Raw genomic sequence first — 24,815 nt, forward strand, 5'->3', positions numbered from 1 at the left:
CACTCCTACTAGATCATCCGTTGTCTGATATTTTTTTATCTTTTTTTAATGAAAACCGTCACGTTTTCTTCACTAAGTTTGTCTTACAAAGAAATATCATGCAGGAAAATTACAACAGACTCCTCACCTATGCCTATAATATTACCGGTTCTTATGAGGATTCTCAGGATCTGGTACAGGATGTTATAGAAAAATATATTTCACTGGATAAATCAGAGATCAGGGATGAGACTAATTTCCTGATCAAAAGCACCATTAATCATGCTATTAATTTTAAAAACAGGCACAGCAAAAAGATGGTGTATGGAGAATGGCTTCCCGAGCCGCTTTCTTTTGAAAATGCAGAAAATAAACTCATCAAAGAACAGACTGCCCGGTATACTCTGCTTGTTCTTTTAGAAAAGCTGAATGCCAGAGAACGTGCAGTCTATATTCTCAAGGAAGCTTTCGACTATTCTCACCAGGAAATTGCAGAGGCTCTTGATATTTCGGTGGAAAATTCCCGTAAACTGTTAAGCCGTGCAGGTAAACAGCTGCAAAATATAAAATATACCCCAGATTCTATCAGTATTTCTCCTGATATGGCCATTCTTCATCAATACCAGCAAGCATTAAGCGAAGGAAATGTACCTCATATTGAAAAACTTCTCATCGATGATATCAGGCTTTCTGCGGATGGTGGAAAAAGGGTTCGTGTGATCAAAGCTGTAGAAGTTGGAAAATCTGCTACTGCCCAGCTTCTGGCCTATGTACAGCAGCAATTTCTTGGTAACAGGCCTTATACATTCCATATTTTTAATCATCAGCCTGCTATTTGTTTCTGGCAGGGAGATCGTATTTACAACTGTCATATTTTAGATATTGATCCCAAGGGATTAATCCGTGAAATCTATTCTATTGTAGATCCAGAAAAATTAAAAAGACTGCAATAAGTGTCACGTTTGAAAGAAGCTATGTGTCTTTAAAGAAAAAAGTATGAACACATTACTCAGAATCGACAGCAGTCTTAGAACTGAAGGCTCCTATTCAAGGACCTTAGGAGATTATTTTATCCAACAATGGCAGACAAAAAACCCAGAAGGGATTATGATTGAAAGAGATGTTACGAGAAAGCTTATCCCTCATATTACCCAGGAAACAATCGATGCATTTTTCAGTGAGATTCCGGATTCCGAAAATATTGAGCTATCTGATGAACTGATCAATGAGCTCTACCAATGTAATGAAATTCTCATCACCTGTCCGATGTACAACTATGGAATACCGTCTTCTTTGAAGGCTTACTTTGATCTGGTGATCAGAACAAAAAAAACATTTGCCGGCAGCTCCATCCCAAAAGGGTTGCTTGCAAATAAAAAAGCTTACATTATTTCTTCAATGGGAGGAATTAGTACTGAAACATTGAATCCATTGGAAAACCACCTCACTCAGCTTTTAAGCCTTATGGGAATCACTGAAATCTCTTATTTCCCACTGGATGGTACAGTAGATCAGTCCAGAACCGGTGAAAAAATACTCATACAACAATCGGAAATTTTAAAACAACTCAATGCATATGCAACAGATACAACAAGCCATTGAAAAATTCATTAAAGGAGGCGACAACAGTGATACAGAAGTTTTAGAAGAGATCCTTCACAAAGATTATCAGAATATCCAGGACGGTTTTTTTGATCAACCTGGAATATTCGTTATCCCCAAGAACGAGTATATCAGGTTGGTACGGGAAAAAATTTTTGGTGGAAAACCACGTAAAATTACCTATCATTTTCTGGAACACAACAACAATATTGCTTACGCTAAGGTTTCTCTGGAAAGCTCTGTATTAAGGTTTTCTTCTCTTATTACCTGTGTACAGGAAAATGGGAAATGGCAGGTGATGACCAATATGCCTTCCATAGAAAGCAAATAGAAGGTACTCTCAGAAACCATCCTCTCTATGTAATATTTTGTTTTAGCTGCGAATGTACTACTCTATGCATCGAAGCAAAAACATTCGTGGTTAAAACAAATTTTCTATTAACCGATATCTCGTTTTGTTATCACATTCACATTTCTTTACAAATGTTATCGTTCAGCCAGGAATGCCGGATGTAATTTTGTTTCAAATAATAAAATTATGAAACATTTTATACAACAGGTTTTCAGTGAGGTGCTGGAAAACCCTGTTTTTGATCAGTCAGCAATTGAAAAGTACTTTTCCAAGCAATATGTCCAGTTTGTAGATCATACCCAGCTAGATTATAACGAATTCGTCCTGCACATAAAAAAACTTAAAGAAAAAGTAGCTGAACAAAAGCTCGAAATTATTAACAGTGCTGAAAACGGGAACACTATTTTTACCAAGCACATCGCAACATCTGTTTTAAAAGATGGAAGTACCGTTCTGCATAAGGTATTGGCAGAATTTACCATTCAGGATGGTAAAATTATACAATGTGATGAATTGACTTTCTTACTGGAAGGAAATCATTCGGCAAAGGGGTTGGGATCTGAAACCTAGGAAAATAGGGAGCTTCCCGCTTCCTATATTAACAAATCTTAAAACAATCTTAATTTTTACTTCAACACTTTCCCCAAACAGACGTTTAAATTTGTTTCAATTTTTAACCTAATAAAAGAAAGTGAAGAAAATTTTTACATCCGTTTTGTTTTGTGCCTCTATTTTTTTCTATGCACAAACCGGTTCTCTTTCCGGAAATATTAATGACGACGCTAAGATTGCATTACCGGGAGCCAAGATATCTTTAAATCCCGGAAATATCTATACAACTTCTGATGAACATGGAAATTTTGTCTTCCTTAATGTTCCTCCAGGCACTTATACCATGAAGATTGATTACCTGGGATATGGAGTGCATGAGTATAATGTAACCGTTGAACCTGAAAAAAACACCCGTCAAAATATTGTTTTTGATAAAAAAGAAAACTCTATTGCTGAAATTGTAGTTTCAGGCGCTACCTTAAAAAACCAGGCAAGAGCCTTAAACAAACAAAAAAACAATGCCAATATCACCAATGTGATTTCCTCCGATCAGATCGGCCGTTTTCCTGATGCCAATATTGGAGATGCATTAAAACGTGTTCCGGGAGTTACTATCCAGAATGATCAGGGTGAAGCAAGAAATCTTATTATCAGAGGTCTTGCCCCAAATCTTAATTCTGTTACCCTAAACGGAGACAGGATTCCTTCTGCAGAAGGAGACAACCGTAATGTACAGATGGACCTGATTCCTTCGGATATGATCTCTACCATTGAGGTTAATAAAACCTTAACTCCCGATATGGATGCTGATGCTATCGGAGGTTCTGTAAATCTTATCACAAGGGCTTCCCCTAACGGACAGAGAATTTCAGCAACCCTGGCCGGAGGATATAGCCCGATTCGTGAAAAAGGCAATTATACAGCAGGATTCGTATATGGAAACAGGTTTTTAAATAAAAAGCTGGGTGCTGTATTCAGTTTTTCCTATAACAACAATAATTTCGGCTCAGATAATATAGAACCCGTATGGAGTCTGGCTAATGACGCTGCCCAAACAGCATACATCAGCAAAATGGGCGTTCGTTACTATAATGAGCATCGTATCAGGCATAGTTTTGATCTTAATATGGATTATGAATTCAATTCAAAAAATAAGATCTATGCTTCAGCGATGTACAATTTCAGGAATGATAAGGAAACCCGCTATGCTTTGGGATATAAAATAAAGCCTGTGTATAATGCCGATGAAACGGAAATCACAGACTGGAAAGGCAGCATTACCAGACAGAACAAAGGTGGCGATGCAAGCAATGATAACACCCGCCTGGAAAAACAAAAAGTTCAGAATTATGCCTTACGGGGCGAGCATTTGCTTGGATCTAAAGTAGACCTTGACTGGTCTATGAATTATGCTATAGCCAGTGAAGATAAACCTCATCAGCGCTATATAGAATTTGAAAACAGCAAAATGAACTTCTCTCAGAATCTCAGTGATCCTGAAAACCCGGTTATTACCCCTCTGGCTGCTGATAATTTAGGAAGCTACAAATTAAGTGATCTTTCGGATGCCAACAGCTTTACCCAGGAGAAGGAGTTTGGGGCAAAAGTGAATGTACGTTTTCCTTTTTCTGTCATTGAAGATCAAAAAGGAAGACTTCGTACAGGTTTCCGTATGCGTCTGAAGGAAAAAGAAAGGGAAAATGACTTTTATGCTTTCCAACCGATCAGCAATATGGGAAGTCTGCTATCCGTGCCTACGGTTTATCTTGACGGACACAACTTTCAGGCAGGAAATTATGTTCCGGGCACATTTGTTGATCCGGCCTATCTTGGAGGATTAGACTTATTTAACCAGGGTCTGTTCAACGGCAAATCCAAACCTGAAAAATTCCTTTCAAGCAACTATACCGCTAAAGAACAGATCTATGCAGGGTATATCCGTTGGGATCAGGATTTTAACGACAAACTTTCCATGATTGTTGGGGCACGTGTGGAAACAACAAAGATTGATTATACCGGGAATTACGTTATGAATGAAAAAGACCTCGTAGGACAGATAAACAATACCAATACGTACACCAACGTTCTTCCCAACCTTTCTTTCAAATATGTTCCGGTACAGGATCTTATACTTCGTGCTGCATTTACTACCGCACTTGCCCGTCCGAACTATTACTCATTGGTACCTTACCTGAATGTGATCTCTGAAGATGAAATTGTGGCAGCCGGAAATCCCAACTTAAAAGCTACCTACGCTTATAATTTTGATTTTATGGCTGAAAAGTATTTTAAGTCTGTAGGGATTCTTTCAGGAGGAATTTTCTATAAGAACCTTAATAATTTCATTTACACATACTCCAAAAGAAATTATACGGCTGGTGACTTCGCTGCCGACTTTGCAGGGCAATCCAACCCTATTCCTTCCGGTGAAAGCAACTGGAAATTTACCCAGCAGCGTAATGGTGATAATGTAGATATCTACGGATTTGAAGTCGCATTGCAGAGACAGCTTGATTTTATTCCCGGAGCATTCTGGAAAGGTCTTGGTGTATATGTCAACTATACCTATACGAAATCCAAGGCAAAAGGTATTACTAATGAAGACGGTATTGAAAGAACGGATGTAGGACTTCCCGGAGCGGCACCCCATATGTTCAACGGATCTCTTTCATGGGAAAACAAGCGTTTTTCAGCCAGAGTATCTATGAATTATGCTTCTCATTATATTGATGAACTGGGAGGAAAAGCTTTTGATGACCGGTATTATGATAAGCAGTTTTTTCTGGATGCCAATGCTTCCTATAAAATCACCAGCCAGTTGAGGATTTTTGCTGAAGCCAATAATCTGACCAATCAGCCGTTAAGATATTATCAGGGAATTCAGAGCAGAACGGCTCAGGCAGAATATTACAGACCCAGATTTACCATGGGGGTAAAATTTGACTTTTAAAATAATCATGAAGAAAATAAAATATTATATCATTGCAGTTTCAGTTTTTCCTTTTGCGATCAGCTGTACAGGGCAGAAAGAATTGGGAGAAAAGCTTAAACCAACCGTTATTACCGAGACCGTAGCTCATGACACCGATGATCCGGCAATATGGATCAATCCTGAAGACGCTTCAAAAAGTATCATCATCGGAACGGATAAAGATACTGATGGTGGGCTGTACGCCTTCGATCTTAACGGAAAAATCATCCATAAAGTTTCGGGACTTCAACGTCCCAATAATGTGGATATTGAATATGGTTTTACGGTGAATGGTAAAAAAGTAGACATTGCTGCAGTGACAGAAAGAGAAACCAATAAAGTAAAACTGTATACTCTTCCCGAGCTGAAAGAAGTGGGAGAAATCTCTGTATTTGAAGGAGAAACAGAGCGTGGCCCGATGGGTATTTCTATGTATAAAAACCCGGGAACAGGAGATATATTTGTTGTTGTCGGAAGAAAATCAGGTCCGAAAGACGGTTACCTCTGGCAATATAAGCTTTCTGAGAAAAACGGAACCATCACAGGTGAGGTAGTCAGGAAGTTTGGAAAATACAGTGGTTTAAAGGAAATTGAAAGTATTGCTGTAGATGATGAAAAAGGCTATATATATTATTCTGACGAACAGTTTGGAGTACACCAATATTATGCAGATCCGGCAAAAGGAAATGATGAATTATTGGTTTTTGGAAAAGGAGATTTCACCTCTGATGTAGAGGGAATTTCCATCTATCCTACCTCCCCACAGAATGGATATATTTTGGTTTCCAACCAACAGAAAGACACATTTAATGTTTACCTCAGAGAAAATCCTGCAAAAGGAAAAATTGCAGAAATTCCTGTTTCTACCAGTGAAAGTGACGGTTCTGAAGTAACGAATATTAATCTGGGGCCTGCCTTTCCAAAAGGAGTATTTGTTGCTATGAGCAATGGCAGGATATTTCATTTCTATGACTGGAGAGTGATTGAAGAGAGAATCAAAAAGACTATAAAAACCGCAGATCAATCCAGATAAACAGGTTTAAATTATTAAAAAAGGGTGGTAAGAATACTATGTTTCAAATCTTCATAGCATTCTTACCACCCTTTTTTATTGTAACGGTTTTTTTATCCCTGAATATGTTTCCTCAGAAATTCCGCAGTATAGGATGTTTTATTTTTCAACAGTGCTTCCGGACTTCCTTCAAACATAACTTCACCCCCAAATTTCCCGGCACCCGGACCTATATCTATGATCCAATCTGCCTGGGCAATAATATCTAAATTATGTTCTATAACAATTAATGTATTCTTCTTATCTGTAAGAGCATTTAGGAAAGATAGTAATTTCCGCGTATCGCTGGGATGCAGACCCGTACTCGGTTCATCCATGACAATGGTCCGGTTACTGTGTTTCAGTTCTTTGGTAAGTTTCAGACGCTGTCTCTCACCTCCTGAAAAACTATCCAGTCTTTGTCCTAACGTCAGGTAATCCAGTCCTAATTTTATCAATACCTCAAAGTGTTTAATGACAGATTCATCGGTAAAAAAGGATATCGCCTCTGAAACGGTCATATTCATGACTTCTACTATTGTTTTCTGATTGTACTGATATTTCAGAACCTTAGGATAAAATCCTGAGCCGCCACATTCTTCACAGGGCTGCTCAATATCATCCATAAATGCAAGATCTATTTTTTCGATACCCAACCCTTTGCAGTTTTTACAGGCTCCTTCACTGTTTCTGCTAAAAAGCTTCTCTGAAACGTGGCTGGCATGAGCAAAAAGCTTACGTACCGTATCTGATATATTCAAATAAGTAAGCAGATTGGAACGGGCACTGGCTGTAAATAACGATTGGTCTATAATCGTCACATCAGGATAAAAATCCGGTAATATCCTATTGATCAAAGTACTTTTCCCTGAACCTGCCACTCCCGTTATTACAGTCAATACCTCTGTGGGAATACTGACATTTATATTTTTAAGATTATACAGATGGGCATTCCTGATTTTCAGATAATCCTTTGGTTTTCGGGGATGCAACTTAATAACCGGCTTTTCAGCAAAATAAGATCCGGTTTTACCTGTAGATTGCCTCAGCTCATTAAACGTTCCTTCATACATCACTTTTCCTCCTTTTTTTCCGGATCCGGGGCCCATATCAATCACCCAGTCTGCCATTTTAATAATATCGGGATCATGCTCTACGATTAAAACGGAATTTCCTTTATCCCGGATCTGTTCCATAATACGGATAATGTTCTGTAGGTCCTTCGGATGAAGACCAATGCTAGGTTCATCAAAAATATACAGCAAATCAACAAGACTGTTTCCAAGATTCCTTACCATTTTTATCCGTTGAGATTCCCCTCCGGAAAGCGTTTGGGTAGTTCGGTCCAATGTAAGGTATTGTAACCCTATATTGATTATATTTTGGAGTTTTCCGGAAAGCTCCTTAATGATAACATCATAGGTTTTGGATTCCAGCGAATTAATAAATTCAAGCAATTCATCCATTGAAAGTGCTGTACAATCCGCAATATTTTTTCCTTTAATGGTACAGGACAGTATTTTTTCATTAAGCCGCTTTCCCTTACAGGATGGACAGGTCTTTGTTGTGACAACATTTTTCAACGCATCTTTCCTCGTTATGTTTTCTTTTGAATCTTTTTTTAGGAATGCTTTTTCTATTCTTGGAATAATCCCTTCGTATCTTACCGTTTTCCCCCATTCTTTATGGGGATGTTTGGGTTTATGCTCTTCTGCATAGAGCAGTGTTTCCCATTCTTCGTCAGTAAAATCTTTCAGCTTTTTATCATTATCAAAATATCCGGATAAGGTATATCTTGTCAGACGCCAGCCTCCCGGCTGAAAGGTTGGAAATCTGACAGCCCCTTCCTGTAAAGATTTATTCTTGTCGATCAGAGTGGTAATATTCAAGGCCTGGATAAAACCCAGTCCTTCACATTCCGGACACATCCCCTGGGGATTATTAAAGGAAAAAACATTGGAATACCCCACAAACGGGATTCCCATTCTTGAAAATAACAGTCTCAGGGAAGCATATACATCAGTAGCTGTTCCTACGGTAGACCTCGCATTCCCCCCCAGTCTTTTCTGATTGATGATGATAGGAACATTCAGGTTCTCAATTTTATCCACATCCGGTATTCCATAATGCTGTAATCGGTTTCTGACAAAACTATTCTGAGTTTCATTAATCTGACGCTGGGCTTCAGCTCCAATGGTTTCAAATACCAGAGAAGATTTTCCGGAACCCGATACTCCCGTAAAAACAACAATCTTATTTTTTGGAATTTCTATGGAAATATTTTTGAGATTATTTTGCCTTGCATTTGTAATTTCTATATTTTCCATGATATAATGATTACCTTTGTTAATAGTTAACTAAGTTAAGCATATTTCTCATGAAAGCGATTGAAAAAGAATTTTTTAACACATTTACTGATTTTCAGTGTCTCATTCTTGCTCATATGAACAGAGGGGATATTAATGGAGTAACAGCAGCTCATTATAATATTATGGAGTTTGTTTTGCGGAAAGAGGGAGTAACGGGCAGAGAAGTATCCACTTCTTTCAATATCAGCCAGGCCGCTGTCTCAAAGCAATTAAAATTCCTGATCAGCCATGATTTCATTATCCAGAAGCAGGATGAAACCGATCGACGAAAATTCAATCTTCACATAACGGAGAAAGGACGGTTTGTTATCGAAAATTCAGAAACATTCCGGGAAAATATAACCAGGCAGACTGCTTCGATATTAACCTCTAAAGAATTGAAGAATTTTAATGATCTGCTGGGGAAAGTTTTACTCCATCTCAAACTTTAATCAACCCAATTCTATTTATTGTAAACACTGTCTCTTTGCCCTCTTAAAATAATCAGCTCTCATCTAAAAACTTTGCGTTAAAACATATTTATTGAAAGAAACTCATTTTAGCTTATTTTTTGACGCAAAAATTATTTACGATTACATTATATTTAAGTGAGCGAATATAGAATCGATTGAAAATAACCTTTCCTCTTACAGCTTCAGTTCTCTTACTTATATGTTCCAAACAGTCTGTCCCAGATAGAGGTGTAAAATCCAAAATTTTTACTGCCATCCAAATGATGCTGGTTATGAAATCTGGTGGTTCCTATCCAATATCTGTCAAACTTTGCAGGAAAAAATTCCCTGTTCAAATGGCCTATCGTTCCCCAAATAAGATTGAGCAGTAAATAAATGGAAATGGAAACAACAGAAAAAGGATAACAGATCAACAAAACAAGCATCATCACCCCAAATCCAATCGTTTCTAACGGATGAAGCACAAAAAGGCTTAAGTAATTGGTGCTTATATGCTCATGATGTTTACCATGCAGTAAGGCATATACAAAGGGTATATGAGCGGCATAATGAAAAAAATACATCAGGAGATCCATTAAGAGAAGTAAAGCAACGACCTCTGAAACTATCCAAACCGCCGATTCTTTATTTCCGACTTCAATCCATCCGTTTTTCCATAAAAATACCCCCAGTAAAAGTACAAGACAGTTGCAGGCAATCGTCAAAATACTAAGATAAAAATCGGATGACGTAATGGGATGATTTTTTTCCTGAAGTCTGCTTTTAGGACATGTCTTCTCTATAAAAAGGTATAGGCCAATAGAAAACAGATATAGAAAAACATTAATGATAAGGCTGAATACGATCCATTCCAGCCATGAAAAATGCCAAAATATCTGTAAATAGCCGGAAAGTTCAGTCGTATTAAAATTCATAAATATACCCTCTGTCATCTTGATTGTATAAATGTATGAATTTCGCAAGAAAGACTACAGAAAGCAGGTCAAAAATAATGGCTATCTCCTATTCAGGATTATTTCTGTCTTGCCTTTCTTTTGAGTTCCCGAAACCTGATGGTCAGTCTTTTTCTCAGGTTCTCATGATACTCTCTATAGTTTTTAATACTCTTCTCTAGGTTCTTTTTATTGGATAAATAATCTTCATACAGGTTTCCTAATTCTGAAATTTGCAGAGCAATGTCAGAAGACCGGGATTCAGGATCTTCCAAAGCTTCTAATAAAAGACGGTAATTTTCGATACGGCTGGTGAGGCTTGTATGAAGTTGTGGTTCTATTCCCTGCATGATATTAATTTTTTATCTTATTATTTTTTAATTTTTTTAAAGAAGATTAATAACAGTTTTTCATTCATTTTTTAATTTTTCCGTTTACTTTCCCTTTGCAGCAAAAGGTACATCACTTTGATACAGAATTTTTGTTTTGTGGTAGGATTCAGAATGGACCTGTTTTAAATAAACATTGGTTAAAGCTTCTGAAATTAAGGTTTCTCCGGGATCTCCCAATGGAAGTAATGGCAGCTGAGTGTATTCATTCACCTTAAACTGTGGGGAAATCCCATTGCTGTATTCCCCTGTTCCGTTCGCATTGAATACCTTATAAATAACAGGGTGAATCTGCCAGGAAATCTTTTTGGGTTTCCTTTTGTCTTCCACTACAAACCCGGCCATATCTTTTCCTAGGGTAACATCCCCTATTTGGACAACCTGCAGATAGGGTTTCAGGTTATTGACTACTATTTCTGCGGCTGATGCAGTACTGCTTGAGGTAAGAACATAGAGTTTATTCAATCCTAATGAATTGGCGTGCAATACATTAAAATCAAGCGCCTTAGGATCGTAAGAAATCTGTTGTCCAAAGGTTCTTTTAACTTCACCTCCGTTTTTATTTCCTTTAAAAATAATAAAGGGTGAACTGGCTGATATTCCTGAGGGAATTAATGCACAAAGTGCTGCGGCAGATGAAACGGAACCTCCATAATTATACCTTAGATCAAGAATCAATTCCTGAACTCCGGCAGCTTTAAACTCTGCAAACTTCTGATTAAGCATAGGGGTCATCCCATCCGGAAAATCATAAATATACAGATACCCCGTCTTTTTACCGTTTTCATTAAAAATTTTTGATAAGAGAGGCTGTTCCAAAGAATACCCATAATACACGGTGACATCCTTTTCATCGGCAACAGCTCCGTTTTTCCAGCTTCCCACCTTAAGATCTATCACCGTTTGATCTTTCATAGAAGAAGTAATGGTTTCTGCATTGGCAGCCGTCACTGCTTTTCCATTTATTTTTGTAATAATCATTCCTCTTTCCAGACCTGCATTGAAAGCCGGAGAGTTTGTAAGGACCAGTTTGATCACCGTAACCACTTCTCCACTGGTAAGCTGGATCACTGTATAATCAAAGCCGTACATATTTCGTATCGAACGCGGATATGTAGAGGAATCTTGCGTATTGACGATAAAAGAAAACCTGTCCTGAGGGGATAACAGACTTTTAAAAAAATCTTTTGCGGGAAGGTGATAATCCGGTTTGGCAGGCATCTGATCAGCCCAGTAATAATACCTTTTCATGCTGTCCTGTACCCAGACATTCAGGGATTCTGTACTTCCGTCGGGGAAAACAGGCGCACTTTCGTCATTATTGGTACACGAAACGAAAAAGGCTATAATAGCAATAAACTGAAATTTCAAAAATTTTTTCATATATAATTACAGATATTCTGCTACATCAATGTCTCCCTTTACAACCCATACTCCATTTTCCAATTTTTCCTGAAGTACGATCATATTAGCTCCCATATGTTGTTTTACGGTCACTTTAATCATTTCGGACCCTACATAAGGTTCTGTAGTTCCCGGTTTATATAATTCCAGATATACCGGAGCGGTAGCACTGAATGAATTATAAATTTTCACCGCGGTAAAATCATCCTTTCCAATGCTCTCAAATTCGGCCAGTACCACTCCATTTTCTCTTTTTAAAATGCCTTTTACATGGGTAAGAGATGATCCTGAAAATTCTCCCAGGTTAGGAAAAATAAATTCAAATCCTACTTTCCCAAAATTAACCTGAGGCTTTACGGCATAGGTTTGCAGGAAAATACCGGGAAGATTAAAAAAGTATAGATTTTTATAATCTGCTATATTGTCATAGCTAATGGTATATTTTCTGATTTCGGCTCCTGTTTCATTATTATATATTCCCAGTTTGTTGGTTTCCCCTTCATCCAATACAAACTGAAGCTGAGTTTCTATTTTATTGGTGTATGAAGTATTTCCGTTAATAGATACCGGAACTCCATTAAACCTCAGCTGAAGTACATCAGGTTTTGAAAATCCTTTAATGGTTACTTCTCCGGGTTTCTGTATTTTATCATACCTTTCCATTACAGTGTTGTCTGTACATGAAAATAGGATGGTAAAGAATAGTAATGCAAAGATCTTATTCATCTTTTTGAATCAATTATATCATTTAAACTTTAAAATATTGCCCCACCCGATGAGCAGGGCAATACATAATTATAAAAAAACTAGTTGGATATGTTTCGGATAACCTTTTAATTAAAATGTTATCCATTATTGTATATGTGAAATTTGATGGTCTCTTTAATGATTGGTTTTTTTTAAGAGTTAACTGATTATTTTTTAATAAATTTCAATCGCTCTGTAGTCTTTCCGTCAGTAATTTCCGCGATATAAGTTCCTGCCGATAATCCTGCTACATTAATAGATTGGGAATACTGAGCTGTAATCACTTTTTGGGCTGCAACATTGTAAATACTTACTACTGCTGTTTTTTCTTTCAATTCCGGGTTAAGCTTTAATTTCAGAGTTTCTTTTACAGGATTCTCTGCTATTTGAGTTAGATTTTTCTTTGTTTTTACATCCTTTGTTCCTAAAAATGCGCTGGCATAGATAGCCATTTCATCGATATTGATATTTTGGATATTATTACTGTTAGGTTTTCTGTTGGACCACAATCCGATATAGATTTTCTTTCCTGCAAAAGCAGAGATATCTACCAGATCCTGTACAAATTGGGTAAGATCTGTAGGGAAAGGATTATCTGATCCTCCCACTTGTATTTTATAAGGGCTTGGAAGCTCATTCCCTGCAGTATCTACAGTCATTGCCTGGAAATCTGACAATTCAGGAACTGCTTTCTGAGGAGTACTTACATAGATATAAAGGTCTCTGCCAAGCGTAGTATGGGTAGTTCTTTGTCTTCCGATATAGGCAGCCAGAGTAATGGTTCCTGCGGTATTTGTCAAATCAATCTGAGGAGAAATGATCCAGTCATTTTCCGCCAAAAATCCTGTTGCATTTCCCGTTGGAACTAGGTTAATGGAATGACGGAGAACCCCTGCAGTTCCATATACCATAGAAGTACCATTATGATAAATATTTTGTCCCTGAAGCCATCCATTGCTGTTGTTATTCAGATCATGGAAAGTCCATCCCTGAAGATCAGCAGGAGTATCAAAAGTATTTCCCCATACCAGGGTTTGTGCTGTAGCCAGCTGAGATAAAAACAGAACAGATGATAAAATTATTTTTTTCATGACAATTATTATTATGATTTTTTTGAGTAATAAAAAGCAAGGAATCAGCATACGCTGTTTCCCTGCTTTTAAAAATTTATTATTCTACAATAGCAAAATTGTATTTTGTCCAAGTTCCCTGGAAGTTTCCACAGTTTCTAGGTGAAACATTCCAAAGACCTTCGTTGAAGAATGGTTGGCTCATTCCCCATAATGCCGCTGTATTTCCTGTAAGAAGATTAGCTGCCGGAATTCCTGCTGTACCTGCTCCTGTCACAGAAGTTGTAAAGCCATGAACCTGAATAGTGTTTAAAGTAGAAGCAGAAGAAAGCTCAGAACCTGTACCTTCTACTTTGATCCCTACCGGATATCCTGTTACTACAGCATTATTTAAAGTTAACTTACCGTTTCTTCTGATATGGATACCGTTTTCGTATGCAGCACCTTGTCCTGCATTACCATATTTAGCACCAATGATCGTAAGGTTATTGATTATAGGATTTGTAATCAATGAAGTAGCTGTACCTGTAGCGTTGTTATCCAACTCAATACCGTTAGAGTCAGGACTTCCACCACTTACAGTATGTGCTGAATTGTAATCTGCCAAAGAAAGGGCACAAGTAATAGTTCCTGTATATCCGTTATCAAAGTCAAAATTATCATCTTCAGCAGCAAAAGAAATTAGGTTTGAAGCATTTACTGTACCTCCAAAGAATTCGAAAGAGTCATCCTGGCCGTAAGAAACCTGGATATGATCTAAAGTAGTTCCGTTTCCAACACCTCCTAATGATAAAGCGTTAACTTCATTACCAGAGTTAGCTCCTACGAAATCGTACCCAGCAAACTCGATACGTACATACTTTAAGATCCCTGCATTATGAGAAGGATTCGTTCCTCCGAAATAATAATCACTTCCTGTAAGACCTTCAATAGTAGTTGTAGAAGGTACATTGGTAGGTGCATCTCCTAAAAGGATTACCCCTCCGAAATCTCCAGGAGTTGCAGAAGTGTCTTCGTTTCCGTCCAATAATTTGTAGCTAGTAAAAATAATAGGCTGAGACTCTGTACCGGTAGCATTGATTTTACCTGTTTTTGTAATTACTAAAATTCCTGAACCTTCTCCTGAAGCGTTGGGTTTAGCTTTGATAAAAGTTCCTGGCTGAATAGTAAGGGTAGCTCCATTTTTAACAGCTACAGTACCGTCAAGCTCTATAACACCACTCCATGTAGTATTAGAAGTAATAGCACCGCTAACAGTAGTAACAGGAAGCGCAGAAGCCGTAAGATATTCCGCAGAAGTTGCTTTCATATCGAATGGTGTAGAAGAATCTGCTAAGTTATCGTGTTGACAAGCAGTAAGAGATAATGCAGCAGCTGCAATAAGAGTTAGTTTTTTCATTGTTATAATTTTTAAGAGATCCGGTTGTTTATGTTAGGACCGGAAATTTTAATATTGAGGAATATCCGCCTCTATATTCCTGCGATTTGGTTTTTATTTCACCCTGCATCCCATGAGGAGCTGATCTGCCGGGGTTTCCTGTTTATCCGCTACTATCCGGAAAAATATAGTAGCGTTCGGTTTTTAGCTGATCCGGTACTGCTGTGCGCATCATCAGTATTGATCCGGCTCATGTTCAGGATTCCGAAACCTGTACATTTCTATATCAAGAGCTCTTCACTTTTATCTAATTATTGATCAAAATGTATAATTCACACTTAGCCCGAATATTCTTCCACTGTAAGCACGAAATAAGATTTTGTCAATATTTTTATCATATTTATTGGTAGCTCCCGGTAACAATTCCAGGGATTCCCTTTCTGTTTCCAGGCCGCTTCCGCCTCCACTTTTCTTTCCTGCATAGGAATTAAAATTGTTATAATATTCCTTTACCCTGTTGAAAAGGTTTTTGACATTTAATTTGATTTCAAGATTTCTGTTCTGAAGAAATTTATAAGAGATCTGGGCATCTGCTACGGCATACGGCCGCTGTATTTCTTCCCCGTTATAAGAATAACCTACGGTAATATATTGATCACCTTTAGCGTTATACAGGAAGCTTAGCCCCAGTCTTTCATCATCATACATTAATCCCAAATTGTAAGCATAAGGAGTCTGCCCATACAGAGGTCTGGAAACTTCGTAGGTAGCATCATTGTCACCGGTTTTCTCCCGATCTTTAAAAGCAATGACTTTAGTGTCGTTATAAGTGAAATTTCCACTTACAAAAAGATGGGATAATATGGAATTGGCTGCAATGAATCCCAGGTTTTTCCGTACTTCCACTTCAAGACCTTTCAGTTTTGCATTCTTAGAATTTCCATTGTACAGGTACAGGTTTCCCTCATTGGAAATATAACCTTCACGCTCTATAGGATGGTCTATATTTTTATAGTAGATCCCTGCAGAAAAAATCTCTCCCAATCCCGGAAACCATTCAAATTTAAAATCATAATTATTGACTACAGAAGATACCATTTCTGTATTATAAATCTGACCGTTGGCTATTGGGTCAAAATAGGGTAATCCTGTTCTTTCATTAAACTGAGGACGGATGACCGTTTTATTATAAGCCAGTCTCACATTGATTTTATTGGTAGGACTGTAGGTAAAATTGGCAGAAGGCATCCATTGCCACGGTTTATCATCAACGCTCGGTTTGTTTACATTTCTGGCATCTTCAGTATCGAGTTGCTGAGAAATAAGATCATATTTAAAATATTCTGCCCGTAATCCCCAGACCAATCTGAATTTGTTCCTCCAACGGTTATCAAACATAAGATACATGGCATGCTGCTCCACTTCACCTTCATATTTATCATTTTTATAAAGAGGCCTGGTCTGCCATCCAATCCCACCGGGAACATAATGAGAACCATCAAACCAATCGGAAAGAGCACCGTACATCTGTAGTATTTTACTGTTCGGAACATTCCTGTTCGGATCTACTCTCAATAAAAATTTCTGCTGTTGGTTGGTATTCGTTTTAGATGCACCGGCATACCCTATCTTGATATCATTTTTAAAGGCTGCTCTATCTAAATTCCATTTAAATGACGCCCCATAATTATAATCAGTTTCCTTAGTCCCAATATATCCTCTGGCAAAATCACTTGAGGAATTATTGACCTCGTGATAGCTTAAAATCTCACTTCCTATAAAGTTATATAAACTCTGATGCAGTGTATAATCTTTTGTATCTGAGGAAACTCCGGTTCTGGCAGCAAACCAGCTGATCTCCATATTTCCGAGTTTGTGATTACCTTCCAGTTTATTCTGCAGGAACATCTGGTAAACAGGGTAATTGGTGTTTCCTGTAAAAGGTTTATCCAAAGATTTAATTTGCGAAGGATCATTGTTTGGAATAACACCGTTATAAAAATAGTTATAAGAAGTTTCCGCATTGGAAGGCAAACCACTTCCACTTGTATATTCATTCCAGCCTGTAATCCGGGTCAGGGTATTGTCATAAATATGCGTGTAGGAATTACGGAAGGAAATTCTGCTTTTATTAAGCTGCAATCCAAAATTCAGCATTCCTGCCAGTGTAGAATTGTAATTGTAAGAAGCTCCTGTATTTTTAAAATTATAAAAAGGAATCTGCCCGTTGGCATCAAGAGGTCCGGTAGTATCCAGCCAGTTTCCTCTTCCAGTATGATCGATATCCAGTTTATTCTGTTCATTTTTAATGATAAAAGCCCCTGCAAAACCCCATTTATTATTGTTTTTAAGGGCATATGTTCTTCCGATTGCCATCTGTATATTGGATCCCATATCCCCTCTCGTCTTATACGTCGTAAAATTATCATTGGCGAACTGTTTAGACTGCTCGAAAAATAATGGGTTATTGATGCCCATAGCCTCGAGCCCTTTCGGGAAGTTTCTCGTTCCGTCATCATATCCGAAATAATCATATTTTCCTCGCTTACGGGTCAGGAATTCTTTAAATGCTGTCTGATCGTTGTAGGAAGTTCCCAATGTCACCGTAGTGAAGTTTTCGTTGGGAATATCTTTTGTTCTCACTTCTACATACCCTCCTGCAAAGCTGGCATTCATATCCGGAGTTGCAGATTTACTCACCACTACACTTTCCACCATGGCGGTAGGAATAATATCGAAAGAGAAATTTTGGTTATAAGCTTCTGTACTGGGCAAATTGATACCATCCATAGCTGCCGTATTCCAGCGTTCTCCCATTGATCTTACCACTACATATTTGTTATCTATAGTTGTAATTCCGGTAACTCTTTTTAACGTTCCCCCTACATCACTATCCGGAGTTTTAGAGATCTGTTCCGCCGAAATTCCGTCACTCATCTGGGCTGCTTTTTTCTGTTGAGTCAGTAATCCGGCCTGCGTATCTGCTTTACGGGTGGCTGTTACCACTACTTCTTTAATGTCCGTAATTTTATCGGAAGCCGTATTTAATGCAAATGAAACCGTATTGGTCTCCTTATTGGTAACGGATAGTTTCTCTACCCTTAGTGTATTATATTTAGGGGCTTTTATCGTAAGATTATAGATTCCTGAGGGAAGATCTATAGTAAAATCCCCGTTATTATCCGTGGTTACAGTTTTCTGGGCGATACTTACTTCTGCTCCGGCAATCGGATTTCCCACTTCGTCAACAATTTTCCCTGAAATACGTCCGTTTCCCGGTACAGCAATACCCGAACCGGCATATTGTATTGAAATAAGATCGCCATGCAGACGGAATACTACCGGAAGTCCGTTGGTAATATCTTTCAGGCAGCTGTTGATAGAACTGTTTTCACATTTTATTCCTTTTACCTTCAGCTCTTTGATATCTGTTTTTGAGTAGGCCAGTCTCATCCCGGTTTTTCCTGCAAATTCTTCCAATACTTCAATTAACGGTCTGTTTGTAGGAACAGAAAATGACACTTTCTGAACCAATTCCTGAGCTTCTGCTGCTACAGTAAAAAATAACGCTGCTATGGTAAAACCACATTTCAAACTTTTCATACGTGAGTGTTCTCTTTTAAATTATAGGTTATCTGATTAATTGTTTTTTTGGTAATAGTCTGTTTTATTTTTTCAGGATATAGGTATTTTCTTTTTTCTGGACTTCCAACCCTAATATGAAAGCCAGTGATTCAATATTTTCACCCACTGTTCCTCCCGTAAAATCTGCGGTGATCTTTTTATCTTCTGCTTCTTTAGGGTAATAAATTTTTGTACTGTAATTGCCTTCCAGAACGGCCACCACTTCTTTTAGCGCAACATCATTAAAGCTTAAAGACAGCAATGCCGGAGTCTGTTTATTCAGGGTTCCGTCCGGAGCAAATGAGATAATAGCAGTAGTACGGGCTACCCCGAAGTTGGTCCACTTCTGATTGGGCTTCAGGTAAGAATCAGGAACCCCTGCAGTAGAGACGGCCACTTTCCCCTCATAAAGATCCACTGCTTTTTTCTTTCCGGATTGTGAGATTTTGAATACCGTCCCCAATACTTTTGTACTGAAACCTACAGCCTGAACTATAAAAGGATGTGTTTTTGATTTTGCTACAGAAAAAACAGCATCTCCTTTCAAATCTACAATTCTGGTAGATGCCGGAAACGATGGATCTACACTAAGCTCAGCTCCTGGCAGCAACGTTACCACAGTTCCGTCTGAAAGATGTACAATTTTGTTTCCTGCTCCGGCAACGTAAACATCCGGCTTAAAGAATGTATTATAGGTAAACCATCCTCCCAATGACAAAAGCAAAACAATAACAGCTGCTGCACTGTAAGCATATTTTTTAAAGCTTCTGATCTGTGTGCTTTTTTCAATAGGAATGAAATAATGTTCCAGCGCAGACAATATCCTTTCCCTGGCTTCTTTCATATGAATGGGATCCAGCTCTTTTTCTGCATGGATTTTCCACTTCTCTATAATTTCATTTTCCTTATCAGAGATTTTTTCTTCCGAAACTTCCCTTGCCCAAAGCCTGAAAACAAAGGCTTCAATATTTTTATATTTAAAACGTTTCATAAAATAGTTCATCGTATTCACAGATACTTCTATCTATAAGACGGTGAAAATGAAAAACTTCCCCAGAGCATTATTAATATTCTATTCACATTAAGCCCCCTTTGCTTATCATTTTTAATATTTTTTACATTTATTCAACATTAAATTCATATTTAAGCTCTGATCTTCAGAAATATTTAACCTTACCATAACTAAAGTTCATAAAAAGTTAATTTTCCTTTAAGTAATTTTGTTTCAACAATATGAAACTAACAGACACAGCCTTATTAAAGAAAATAAAATCAGGAGACCGCCCTGCATTTACGCTGTTGTATGACCGATATTGGGATAGTTTATACCGCTTTGTTTTTGTACGGACCAGAGATAAAGAAGTTTCCGAAGAGCTGCTCCAGGATTTATGGATGAAAATCATTGAAAATACGGATGCCATACAAACAGATGAATCAGAGAGTGCGAAAGGATATCTGCTCCGCCATCTTCATTACCGGATCATTGATTATTACAACAGCTATAAAAAAGCACCTCCCATCCTGAGTATTGATGAGATTGATTTCCCTCTGGAAACAGATTTGACAGATACAGAATATTTTGAAATTCTTGAAGAAAATGAAATTTCTACTTTGTTATCCATGATCGACAATGTAGTTTCTCAACTTCCCTCCACAGAGCAGCAAGTCTATGATATGAGGATCCGGAGAAATATGTCGGTGAATGAAACAGCAGAAGCGTTAGGAATAAGCAATAAAACCGTTAGTAACAAATTAAGCAAAGCATTGGGGGAAATCCGGGAAAAACTGAATCCTGAGTACCAATCCTCTAAAAAGCTGGTATCTATTCTGATGCTTATGGAAGTGCTGACCATATATTGATTCCCGGGAGAAAGGTACATCAAATCCAATTCATAGTGAAGCGGATTCACCTTTCACCATTCAAGGGTGAATATTAATAGTCAATTTGCTGTGCAATTAACCGTAAATAATGTACAATATTATAAATTGCTAATCTTATACACACAACGCTGTCCTCCTGAAATAATATGATCTATTCTTTCTACGGTATAGTCTTTTCCGATCAATGACTGGAAATTTGATAATTCAGCCCGGCAAAAACCCTGGCATTCAGTAGCTGCAGCACATATGGGGCAATGATTTTCGATCAGGAAATATTCCTGTCCTTCTTTTTTCCATTCTGCCATATAACCCTCATCACTGCGGACCTTAGCCAGAACTTCCAACCTTTGTTCAAGGGATTTTGATTTAGAAAGTGCTTTTTCGTACCGGTCGTGGGTATTTTTTTCCCTGTCACTGATCAAAAGATCCAGGGCATTTTCACCTAAAAGATTTTTTACAGATTTTAAAAGCTGTACAGTAACATCAGCATGGGTATCCGGAAACTGGGCCAATCCTTTTTCGGTGAGTGTATAATAGGTAGATGGGCGGCCAACACCCTCGCTTTTTACGGTAGATTGGATCAATCCTTCCTGAGCAAGATTCAGTAAATGCTTTCTCGCACCCTCTTTTGTAACAGACAGTTCTTCAGCAATAAGAAGTGAAGTTGCTTCTCCTCTCATCTTGAGAAACATCAGGATACGATCTGCTGCCGACTTCTTCATTTGACAATATTTAGGTTGTTTTATTTTTCAACAACAAAGATAGTCATTTTCTATAATCTTTAACAAACAATCATAAAATACTGATTTAAAGTGCATTTCAGCAAAAGCATTCAAATTCTATAAAACAACCAATAAGTTGTTTTATTCAAATATATGTTTACCTTTGTGAGACAATAATCAAAAAAAATAAATACAATGAAACCGTTTACACTACCTCAGCTTTCTTATGCTTATGATGCTTTAGAACCATTTATCGATAAAGAAACGATGACCATCCACTATCAGCGTCATCACCAGGCGTATGTAGATAATCTGAACGCAGCATTGGAACAAACCAATGAAATCAATCCTGATCTGGATTCACTATTACAAAGAATCAGTGAGTATAGTCCGGCTGTAAGAAACAATGGTGGTGGACACTATAATCATTCTTTATTCTGGGAAGTTATCTCTCCATCGCCAAAATTAAATCCTGAAGGCCCATTGAATGATGTTATTACAGCAACATTTGGAAGCCTTGAAAACCTTAAAGCAGAAATGAAAAAAGCAGGACTTGGCCAATTCGGTTCCGGATGGGTTTGGTTATATGTGAAATTTAACGGTTCTCTGGCAGTAAGCTCTACCCCTAATCAGGATAATCCCATGATGGATGTTTTATCTATGAACAGAGGTTTTCCAATTCTTGGGATAGATGTTTGGGAACATGCTTATTATCTGGCTTATCAAAATAAAAGAGCAGACTATCTCGATTCATTCTGGTCTGTGCTGGATTGGTCTTCAGTAGAGAAAAAATATGAAGAAGCCCTTTTAAAAATAAGATAATTGATTACCAACCAGTTATGGAAACTTTCATCAATAAAGCAGAAGCTTCAGGCATTATCGCTCTGGATCTTTTAGACTACAGACCTACTACTGAAATTGTAGAACTGGATATTAAAGATCATCTTTTTATGGGAATGATTGTCAAAGAGAAAGAGTTTAAAGAATCAATTGCAGCAATCGACTTTTCCGTATACAACGAAAAAGCTGTAGGAATCATCTGTTCCACCGATGCTATCATTCCACCATGGGTATACATGTTCCTGATGGAGAAATTATCGCCTTATGCCATTTATGTGGATTTAAACAATGCCGAAGATGTTCTTCTTGATCTTTGGAAACGCCGTCTCACCTATGCGGATCTTAAACATTATAAAAATCAGAAAGTGGTTGTCCGGGCACGGGCTGATCATGATCCTTCGCTCTATTTACTGGCTGCCGGACTTCTGAAGCCTCTTGTTAAAAGCCTGATGTATGGAGAGATAGGGCTACCCAAAGTAATTTTCAAAACATAAAACAAAATGAAAGCACTCATATTCAACGGATCACTGGAAAGAAGAGCCAAATCTACTTCAGGACATATTTCCAATTATTTTTCAGATCGTCTGCAAATGCTGGGGATTCAAACTGAAATTTTCACTCTCGCTGATTCCGGGATCCCTTTATTTGATGTCACTCTTACCAAAACACCTTTGGCTGTGGAACGGATGGCTCAGCTATTTACCGATGCAGACCTCCACCTCTGGCTTGCTCCCTTATACCATGGAAGCATCCCCGGAGTCATGAAAAACTGCCTGGACTGGCTTGAAGTAACTGCCAGCAGATATGAACCTTACCTTACAGATAAAACTGTCGGATTGGTATGCTGGGCCGATGGATTACAGGCTATGCAGGGAATTAATACGATGGATACTATAGCCAAATCACTTAGGGCCTGGCCATTGCCATTCAGTGTACCTATAGTCCGGTCTTCATTGTTTGACAGCGAACGTAAAACAGAAATTTCATCTTTATATGCCGGAAAGTTTGACAAACTTATCAGCATAGCCACCTCAAAAAAAATAGAAAAAACTACAATAAATCAATCATAACATGATAGAAACAGATATACTGATCATTGGTGCCGGCCCTGCAGGGTTGTTTACGGTATTTGAAGCCGGCCTTCTCAAAATGCATTGTCATATTATAGATGCATTACCACAGATGGGAGGCCAGTTATCAGAATTATATCCCAAGAAACCCATTTTTGATATTCCGGGATTTCCCAGTGTGCTCGCCGGTGATCTTGTGGATAATCTCTATGAGCAGATCAAACAGTTTGAACCTGGTTTTACCTTCAATGAAACTGCCGTACATCTTCTGAAGCTGGAAGAAAACCTGTTTGAAGTGATTACCGATAAAGGAACAAGACACAGAGCAAAAGCAGTAATCATTGCCGGAGGTCTGGGGAGTTTTGAACCTAAAAAACCACCCATTGAAAACATCGCTGATTTTGAAGACCGGGGCATTAATTATTTCGTAAAGCGTCCCGAGGATTATGCAGGAAAGCGTGTGGTGATCGCTGGTGGTGGTGATTCAGCTTTAGACTGGACCATTCATCTTGCAGCAATTGCCTCCTCTGTAACATTGATCCACAGAAGAAATGAATTCCGGGGCGCATTGGATTCTGTTGAAAAAGTGAAAAAATTAAAACATGAAGGAAAGATCAATCTCATCACACCGGCCGAAGTGACAGGGGTTAATGGAGAAGATAACCTTCGTGAAATTGTTGTTGAGAAAGAAGGGGCTATCCACACCATTGAAACTGATTATTTCATTCCCTTATTTGGTTTGGTTCCCAAACTTGGACCTCTTACAGAATGGGGACTGGAACTGGAAAAGAATGCCATAAAAGTAGATAACGGCACCGATTTTCAGACTAATATTTCCGGAGTCTATGCGGTAGGCGATATCAATACCTACCCTTTTAAAATGAAGCTGATCTTATGTGGCTTTCATGAAGCTGCAATAGCCTGTCAAAGTATATATCAGCGCCTTAATCCAAATAAAAAATTTGTATTGAAATATACAACTGTAAGCGGCGTAGAAGGTTTTGACGGAACCAGGAAACAGGCGGAAAAACAAGTAGTAGCTACCATTGACTGATCTTTATGAAAGAAGAAATTACGATTACAGTAACAGATCCGGACGGAAATATACATACCCTACTTTGCCCACTGGAAATGGGCCTAAGCCTTAAGGATATCTGTAAAGCCTATGAATTACCGATGGAAGCAATGTGTGGCGGAATGGCCATGTGCGCCACCTGTCACTGTTTTATCCTCAGTGAAGCCATTCCGCTCTCTGAAAAAAATGAAATAGAAGAAGCGCTGTTATCAGAACTTTTTACCACCGATGCAACCAGCAGATTAGCCTGCCAGATCTATCTGACAGCCGAAATGGATGGACTTTCAGTAAAAATTGCTAAAGATTAACAGCTTCAAAATAAAAGTTTGCACAGTTTATGATGTTATAAATTGTT

Annotated in this window: 23 protein-coding genes; 13 read left to right on the forward strand and 10 right to left on the reverse strand. The window is 38.1% G+C overall.

The annotated features are described in order from the left end of the window. The first annotated feature begins 98 nt into the window (after positions 1-98). From JML65_RS10170 to JML65_RS10195, 6 genes are all read left to right on the forward strand, one after another. Complete coding sequence (locus tag JML65_RS10170) at positions 99-932, forward strand: sigma-70 family RNA polymerase sigma factor (RefSeq protein WP_202270779.1); 834 nt, start codon at positions 99-101, stop codon at positions 930-932. Between the two features lie 43 nt (positions 933-975). Next, positions 976-1,581, forward strand: coding sequence for an FMN-dependent NADH-azoreductase (locus JML65_RS10175; protein ID WP_202270780.1), 606 nt, complete (start codon positions 976-978; stop codon positions 1,579-1,581). Beyond that, positions 1,556-1,912: a nuclear transport factor 2 family protein gene (locus JML65_RS10180; RefSeq protein ID WP_202270781.1), complete on the forward strand. Its 357-nt coding sequence runs from the start codon at positions 1,556-1,558 to the stop codon at positions 1,910-1,912. Before JML65_RS10175 ends, JML65_RS10180 begins: the two co-directional genes overlap by 26 nt. 207 nt (positions 1,913-2,119) lie before the next feature. Further along, the gene (locus tag JML65_RS10185; RefSeq protein WP_115920048.1) at positions 2,120-2,503 is read left to right on the forward strand and encodes a hypothetical protein; all 384 of its coding nucleotides are present in this window, start codon (positions 2,120-2,122) and stop codon (positions 2,501-2,503) included. 121 nt (positions 2,504-2,624) lie between these two features. Continuing rightward, positions 2,625-5,435: a TonB-dependent receptor gene (locus JML65_RS10190; protein WP_202270782.1), complete on the forward strand. Its 2,811-nt coding sequence runs from the start codon at positions 2,625-2,627 to the stop codon at positions 5,433-5,435. Positions 5,436-5,442: 7 nt separating this feature from the next. Further along, positions 5,443-6,489, forward strand: a complete 1,047-nt coding sequence (locus JML65_RS10195) for a phytase (RefSeq protein ID WP_202270783.1) — start codon at positions 5,443-5,445, stop codon at positions 6,487-6,489. A gap of 92 nt (positions 6,490-6,581) precedes the next feature. Here JML65_RS10195 and JML65_RS10200 read toward each other — a convergent pair whose 3' ends face one another. Then, positions 6,582-8,834, reverse strand: coding sequence for an ATP-binding cassette domain-containing protein (locus JML65_RS10200; RefSeq protein WP_202270784.1), 2,253 nt, complete (start codon positions 8,832-8,834; stop codon positions 6,582-6,584). 50 nt (positions 8,835-8,884) lie between these two features. Between JML65_RS10200 and JML65_RS10205 the strand changes: the two genes are divergently transcribed. Then, the gene (locus JML65_RS10205) at positions 8,885-9,307 is read left to right on the forward strand and encodes a MarR family winged helix-turn-helix transcriptional regulator (protein ID WP_202270785.1); all 423 of its coding nucleotides are present in this window, start codon (positions 8,885-8,887) and stop codon (positions 9,305-9,307) included. Between the two features lie 212 nt (positions 9,308-9,519). Here the strand turns inward: JML65_RS10205 and JML65_RS10210 are convergent, their stop codons facing one another. The 8 genes from JML65_RS10210 to JML65_RS10245 all read right to left on the reverse strand — a co-directional run bounded on the left by JML65_RS10210 (position 9,520) and on the right by JML65_RS10245 (position 19,863). Beyond that, positions 9,520-10,242, reverse strand: a complete 723-nt coding sequence (locus JML65_RS10210) for a sterol desaturase family protein (protein WP_202270786.1) — start codon at positions 10,240-10,242, stop codon at positions 9,520-9,522. A 98-nt stretch (positions 10,243-10,340) separates the two neighbouring features. Beyond that, the gene (locus tag JML65_RS10215; protein WP_047490568.1) at positions 10,341-10,610 is read right to left on the reverse strand and encodes a hypothetical protein; all 270 of its coding nucleotides are present in this window, start codon (positions 10,608-10,610) and stop codon (positions 10,341-10,343) included. Positions 10,611-10,694: 84 nt separating this feature from the next. Then, positions 10,695-12,032, reverse strand: coding sequence for a S41 family peptidase (locus JML65_RS10220; protein WP_202270787.1), 1,338 nt, complete (start codon positions 12,030-12,032; stop codon positions 10,695-10,697). Positions 12,033-12,038: 6 nt separating this feature from the next. Further along, a complete protein-coding gene (locus tag JML65_RS10225) occupies positions 12,039-12,779 on the reverse strand; it encodes a hypothetical protein (RefSeq protein ID WP_228406019.1) in 741 nt (246 codons plus the stop codon). 188 nt (positions 12,780-12,967) lie between these two features. Further along, positions 12,968-13,891, reverse strand: coding sequence for a T9SS-dependent choice-of-anchor J family protein (locus JML65_RS10230; protein WP_047490577.1), 924 nt, complete (start codon positions 13,889-13,891; stop codon positions 12,968-12,970). Positions 13,892-13,970: 79 nt separating this feature from the next. Beyond that, the gene (locus tag JML65_RS10235; protein ID WP_202270788.1) at positions 13,971-15,269 is read right to left on the reverse strand and encodes a hypothetical protein; all 1,299 of its coding nucleotides are present in this window, start codon (positions 15,267-15,269) and stop codon (positions 13,971-13,973) included. A 297-nt stretch (positions 15,270-15,566) separates the two neighbouring features. Next, positions 15,567-18,851 carry a TonB-dependent receptor gene (locus tag JML65_RS10240; protein WP_202270789.1) on the reverse strand — a complete coding sequence of 1,095 codons (3,285 nt, stop codon included), beginning with the start codon at positions 18,849-18,851 and terminating at the stop codon, positions 15,567-15,569. A gap of 64 nt (positions 18,852-18,915) precedes the next feature. Further along, positions 18,916-19,863 carry a FecR family protein gene (locus JML65_RS10245; protein WP_237390835.1) on the reverse strand — a complete coding sequence of 316 codons (948 nt, stop codon included), beginning with the start codon at positions 19,861-19,863 and terminating at the stop codon, positions 18,916-18,918. 242 nt (positions 19,864-20,105) lie between these two features. Here JML65_RS10245 and JML65_RS10250 point away from each other — a divergent pair, with 242 nt between their 5' ends. After that, a complete protein-coding gene (locus tag JML65_RS10250; protein WP_047490590.1) occupies positions 20,106-20,732 on the forward strand; it encodes an RNA polymerase sigma factor in 627 nt (208 codons plus the stop codon). A 119-nt stretch (positions 20,733-20,851) separates the two neighbouring features. Here JML65_RS10250 and JML65_RS10255 read toward each other — a convergent pair whose 3' ends face one another. Next, complete coding sequence (locus tag JML65_RS10255) at positions 20,852-21,475, reverse strand: helix-turn-helix transcriptional regulator (protein WP_202270791.1); 624 nt, start codon at positions 21,473-21,475, stop codon at positions 20,852-20,854. A gap of 195 nt (positions 21,476-21,670) precedes the next feature. On the opposite strand from JML65_RS10255, the gene JML65_RS10260 reads away from it, so the two are divergent. Genes JML65_RS10260 through JML65_RS10280 form a run of 5 tightly spaced genes read left to right on the forward strand, consistent with a single transcriptional unit; the run spans position 21,671 to position 24,768 of the window. Then, positions 21,671-22,297, forward strand: a complete 627-nt coding sequence (locus JML65_RS10260; RefSeq protein WP_202270792.1) for a superoxide dismutase — start codon at positions 21,671-21,673, stop codon at positions 22,295-22,297. A gap of 17 nt (positions 22,298-22,314) precedes the next feature. Beyond that, positions 22,315-22,809 carry a DUF2480 family protein gene (locus JML65_RS10265; RefSeq protein ID WP_047490600.1) on the forward strand — a complete coding sequence of 165 codons (495 nt, stop codon included), beginning with the start codon at positions 22,315-22,317 and terminating at the stop codon, positions 22,807-22,809. A gap of 6 nt (positions 22,810-22,815) precedes the next feature. Next, on the forward strand, positions 22,816-23,385 hold the full coding sequence (locus JML65_RS10270) for an NADPH-dependent FMN reductase (RefSeq protein WP_202270793.1): 570 nt from the start codon (positions 22,816-22,818) through the stop codon (positions 23,383-23,385). A gap of 1 nt (position 23,386) precedes the next feature. Next, positions 23,387-24,439, forward strand: a complete 1,053-nt coding sequence (locus tag JML65_RS10275) for an NAD(P)/FAD-dependent oxidoreductase (protein ID WP_084084664.1) — start codon at positions 23,387-23,389, stop codon at positions 24,437-24,439. Between the two features lie 5 nt (positions 24,440-24,444). After that, a complete protein-coding gene (locus JML65_RS10280) occupies positions 24,445-24,768 on the forward strand; it encodes a 2Fe-2S iron-sulfur cluster-binding protein (protein WP_202270794.1) in 324 nt (107 codons plus the stop codon). Positions 24,769-24,815: the final 47 nt, after the last annotated feature.

This window comes from Chryseobacterium sp. KMC2 (assembly GCF_016756935.1).
Taxonomy (GTDB): domain Bacteria; phylum Bacteroidota; class Bacteroidia; order Flavobacteriales; family Weeksellaceae; genus Chryseobacterium; species Chryseobacterium rhizosphaerae.

What these genes read in the sequence shown, in the direction of transcription:
- JML65_RS10260 (WP_202270792.1), top strand. Translation starts at nt 21,671, where the DNA reads ATGAAACCGTTTACACTACCTCAGCTTTCTTATGCTTATGATGCTTTA.
- JML65_RS10210 (WP_202270786.1), bottom strand. Translation starts at nt 10,242, where the DNA reads ATGAATTTTAATACGACTGAACTTTCCGGCTATTTACAGATATTTTGG.
- JML65_RS10215 (WP_047490568.1), bottom strand. Translation starts at nt 10,610, where the DNA reads ATGCAGGGAATAGAACCACAACTTCATACAAGCCTCACCAGCCGTATC.
- JML65_RS10265 (WP_047490600.1), top strand. Translation starts at nt 22,315, where the DNA reads ATGGAAACTTTCATCAATAAAGCAGAAGCTTCAGGCATTATCGCTCTG.
- JML65_RS10220 (WP_202270787.1), bottom strand. Translation starts at nt 12,032, where the DNA reads ATGAAAAAATTTTTGAAATTTCAGTTTATTGCTATTATAGCCTTTTTC.
- JML65_RS10230 (WP_047490577.1), bottom strand. Translation starts at nt 13,891, where the DNA reads ATGAAAAAAATAATTTTATCATCTGTTCTGTTTTTATCTCAGCTGGCT.
- JML65_RS10200 (WP_202270784.1), bottom strand. Translation starts at nt 8,834, where the DNA reads ATGGAAAATATAGAAATTACAAATGCAAGGCAAAATAATCTCAAAAAT.
- JML65_RS10170 (WP_202270779.1), top strand. Translation starts at nt 99, where the DNA reads ATGCAGGAAAATTACAACAGACTCCTCACCTATGCCTATAATATTACC.
- JML65_RS10250 (WP_047490590.1), top strand. Translation starts at nt 20,106, where the DNA reads ATGAAACTAACAGACACAGCCTTATTAAAGAAAATAAAATCAGGAGAC.
- JML65_RS10205 (WP_202270785.1), top strand. Translation starts at nt 8,885, where the DNA reads ATGAAAGCGATTGAAAAAGAATTTTTTAACACATTTACTGATTTTCAG.
- JML65_RS10180 (WP_202270781.1), top strand. Translation starts at nt 1,556, where the DNA reads ATGCAACAGATACAACAAGCCATTGAAAAATTCATTAAAGGAGGCGAC.
- JML65_RS10225 (WP_228406019.1), bottom strand. Translation starts at nt 12,779, where the DNA reads ATGAATAAGATCTTTGCATTACTATTCTTTACCATCCTATTTTCATGT.
- JML65_RS10255 (WP_202270791.1), bottom strand. Translation starts at nt 21,475, where the DNA reads ATGAAGAAGTCGGCAGCAGATCGTATCCTGATGTTTCTCAAGATGAGA.
- JML65_RS10280 (WP_202270794.1), top strand. Translation starts at nt 24,445, where the DNA reads ATGAAAGAAGAAATTACGATTACAGTAACAGATCCGGACGGAAATATA.
- JML65_RS10245 (WP_237390835.1), bottom strand. Translation starts at nt 19,863, where the DNA reads ATGAAACGTTTTAAATATAAAAATATTGAAGCCTTTGTTTTCAGGCTT.
- JML65_RS10275 (WP_084084664.1), top strand. Translation starts at nt 23,387, where the DNA reads ATGATAGAAACAGATATACTGATCATTGGTGCCGGCCCTGCAGGGTTG.
- JML65_RS10240 (WP_202270789.1), bottom strand. Translation starts at nt 18,851, where the DNA reads ATGAAAAGTTTGAAATGTGGTTTTACCATAGCAGCGTTATTTTTTACT.
- JML65_RS10235 (WP_202270788.1), bottom strand. Translation starts at nt 15,269, where the DNA reads ATGAAAAAACTAACTCTTATTGCAGCTGCTGCATTATCTCTTACTGCT.
- JML65_RS10195 (WP_202270783.1), top strand. Translation starts at nt 5,443, where the DNA reads ATGAAGAAAATAAAATATTATATCATTGCAGTTTCAGTTTTTCCTTTT.
- JML65_RS10270 (WP_202270793.1), top strand. Translation starts at nt 22,816, where the DNA reads ATGAAAGCACTCATATTCAACGGATCACTGGAAAGAAGAGCCAAATCT.
- JML65_RS10175 (WP_202270780.1), top strand. Translation starts at nt 976, where the DNA reads ATGAACACATTACTCAGAATCGACAGCAGTCTTAGAACTGAAGGCTCC.
- JML65_RS10185 (WP_115920048.1), top strand. Translation starts at nt 2,120, where the DNA reads ATGAAACATTTTATACAACAGGTTTTCAGTGAGGTGCTGGAAAACCCT.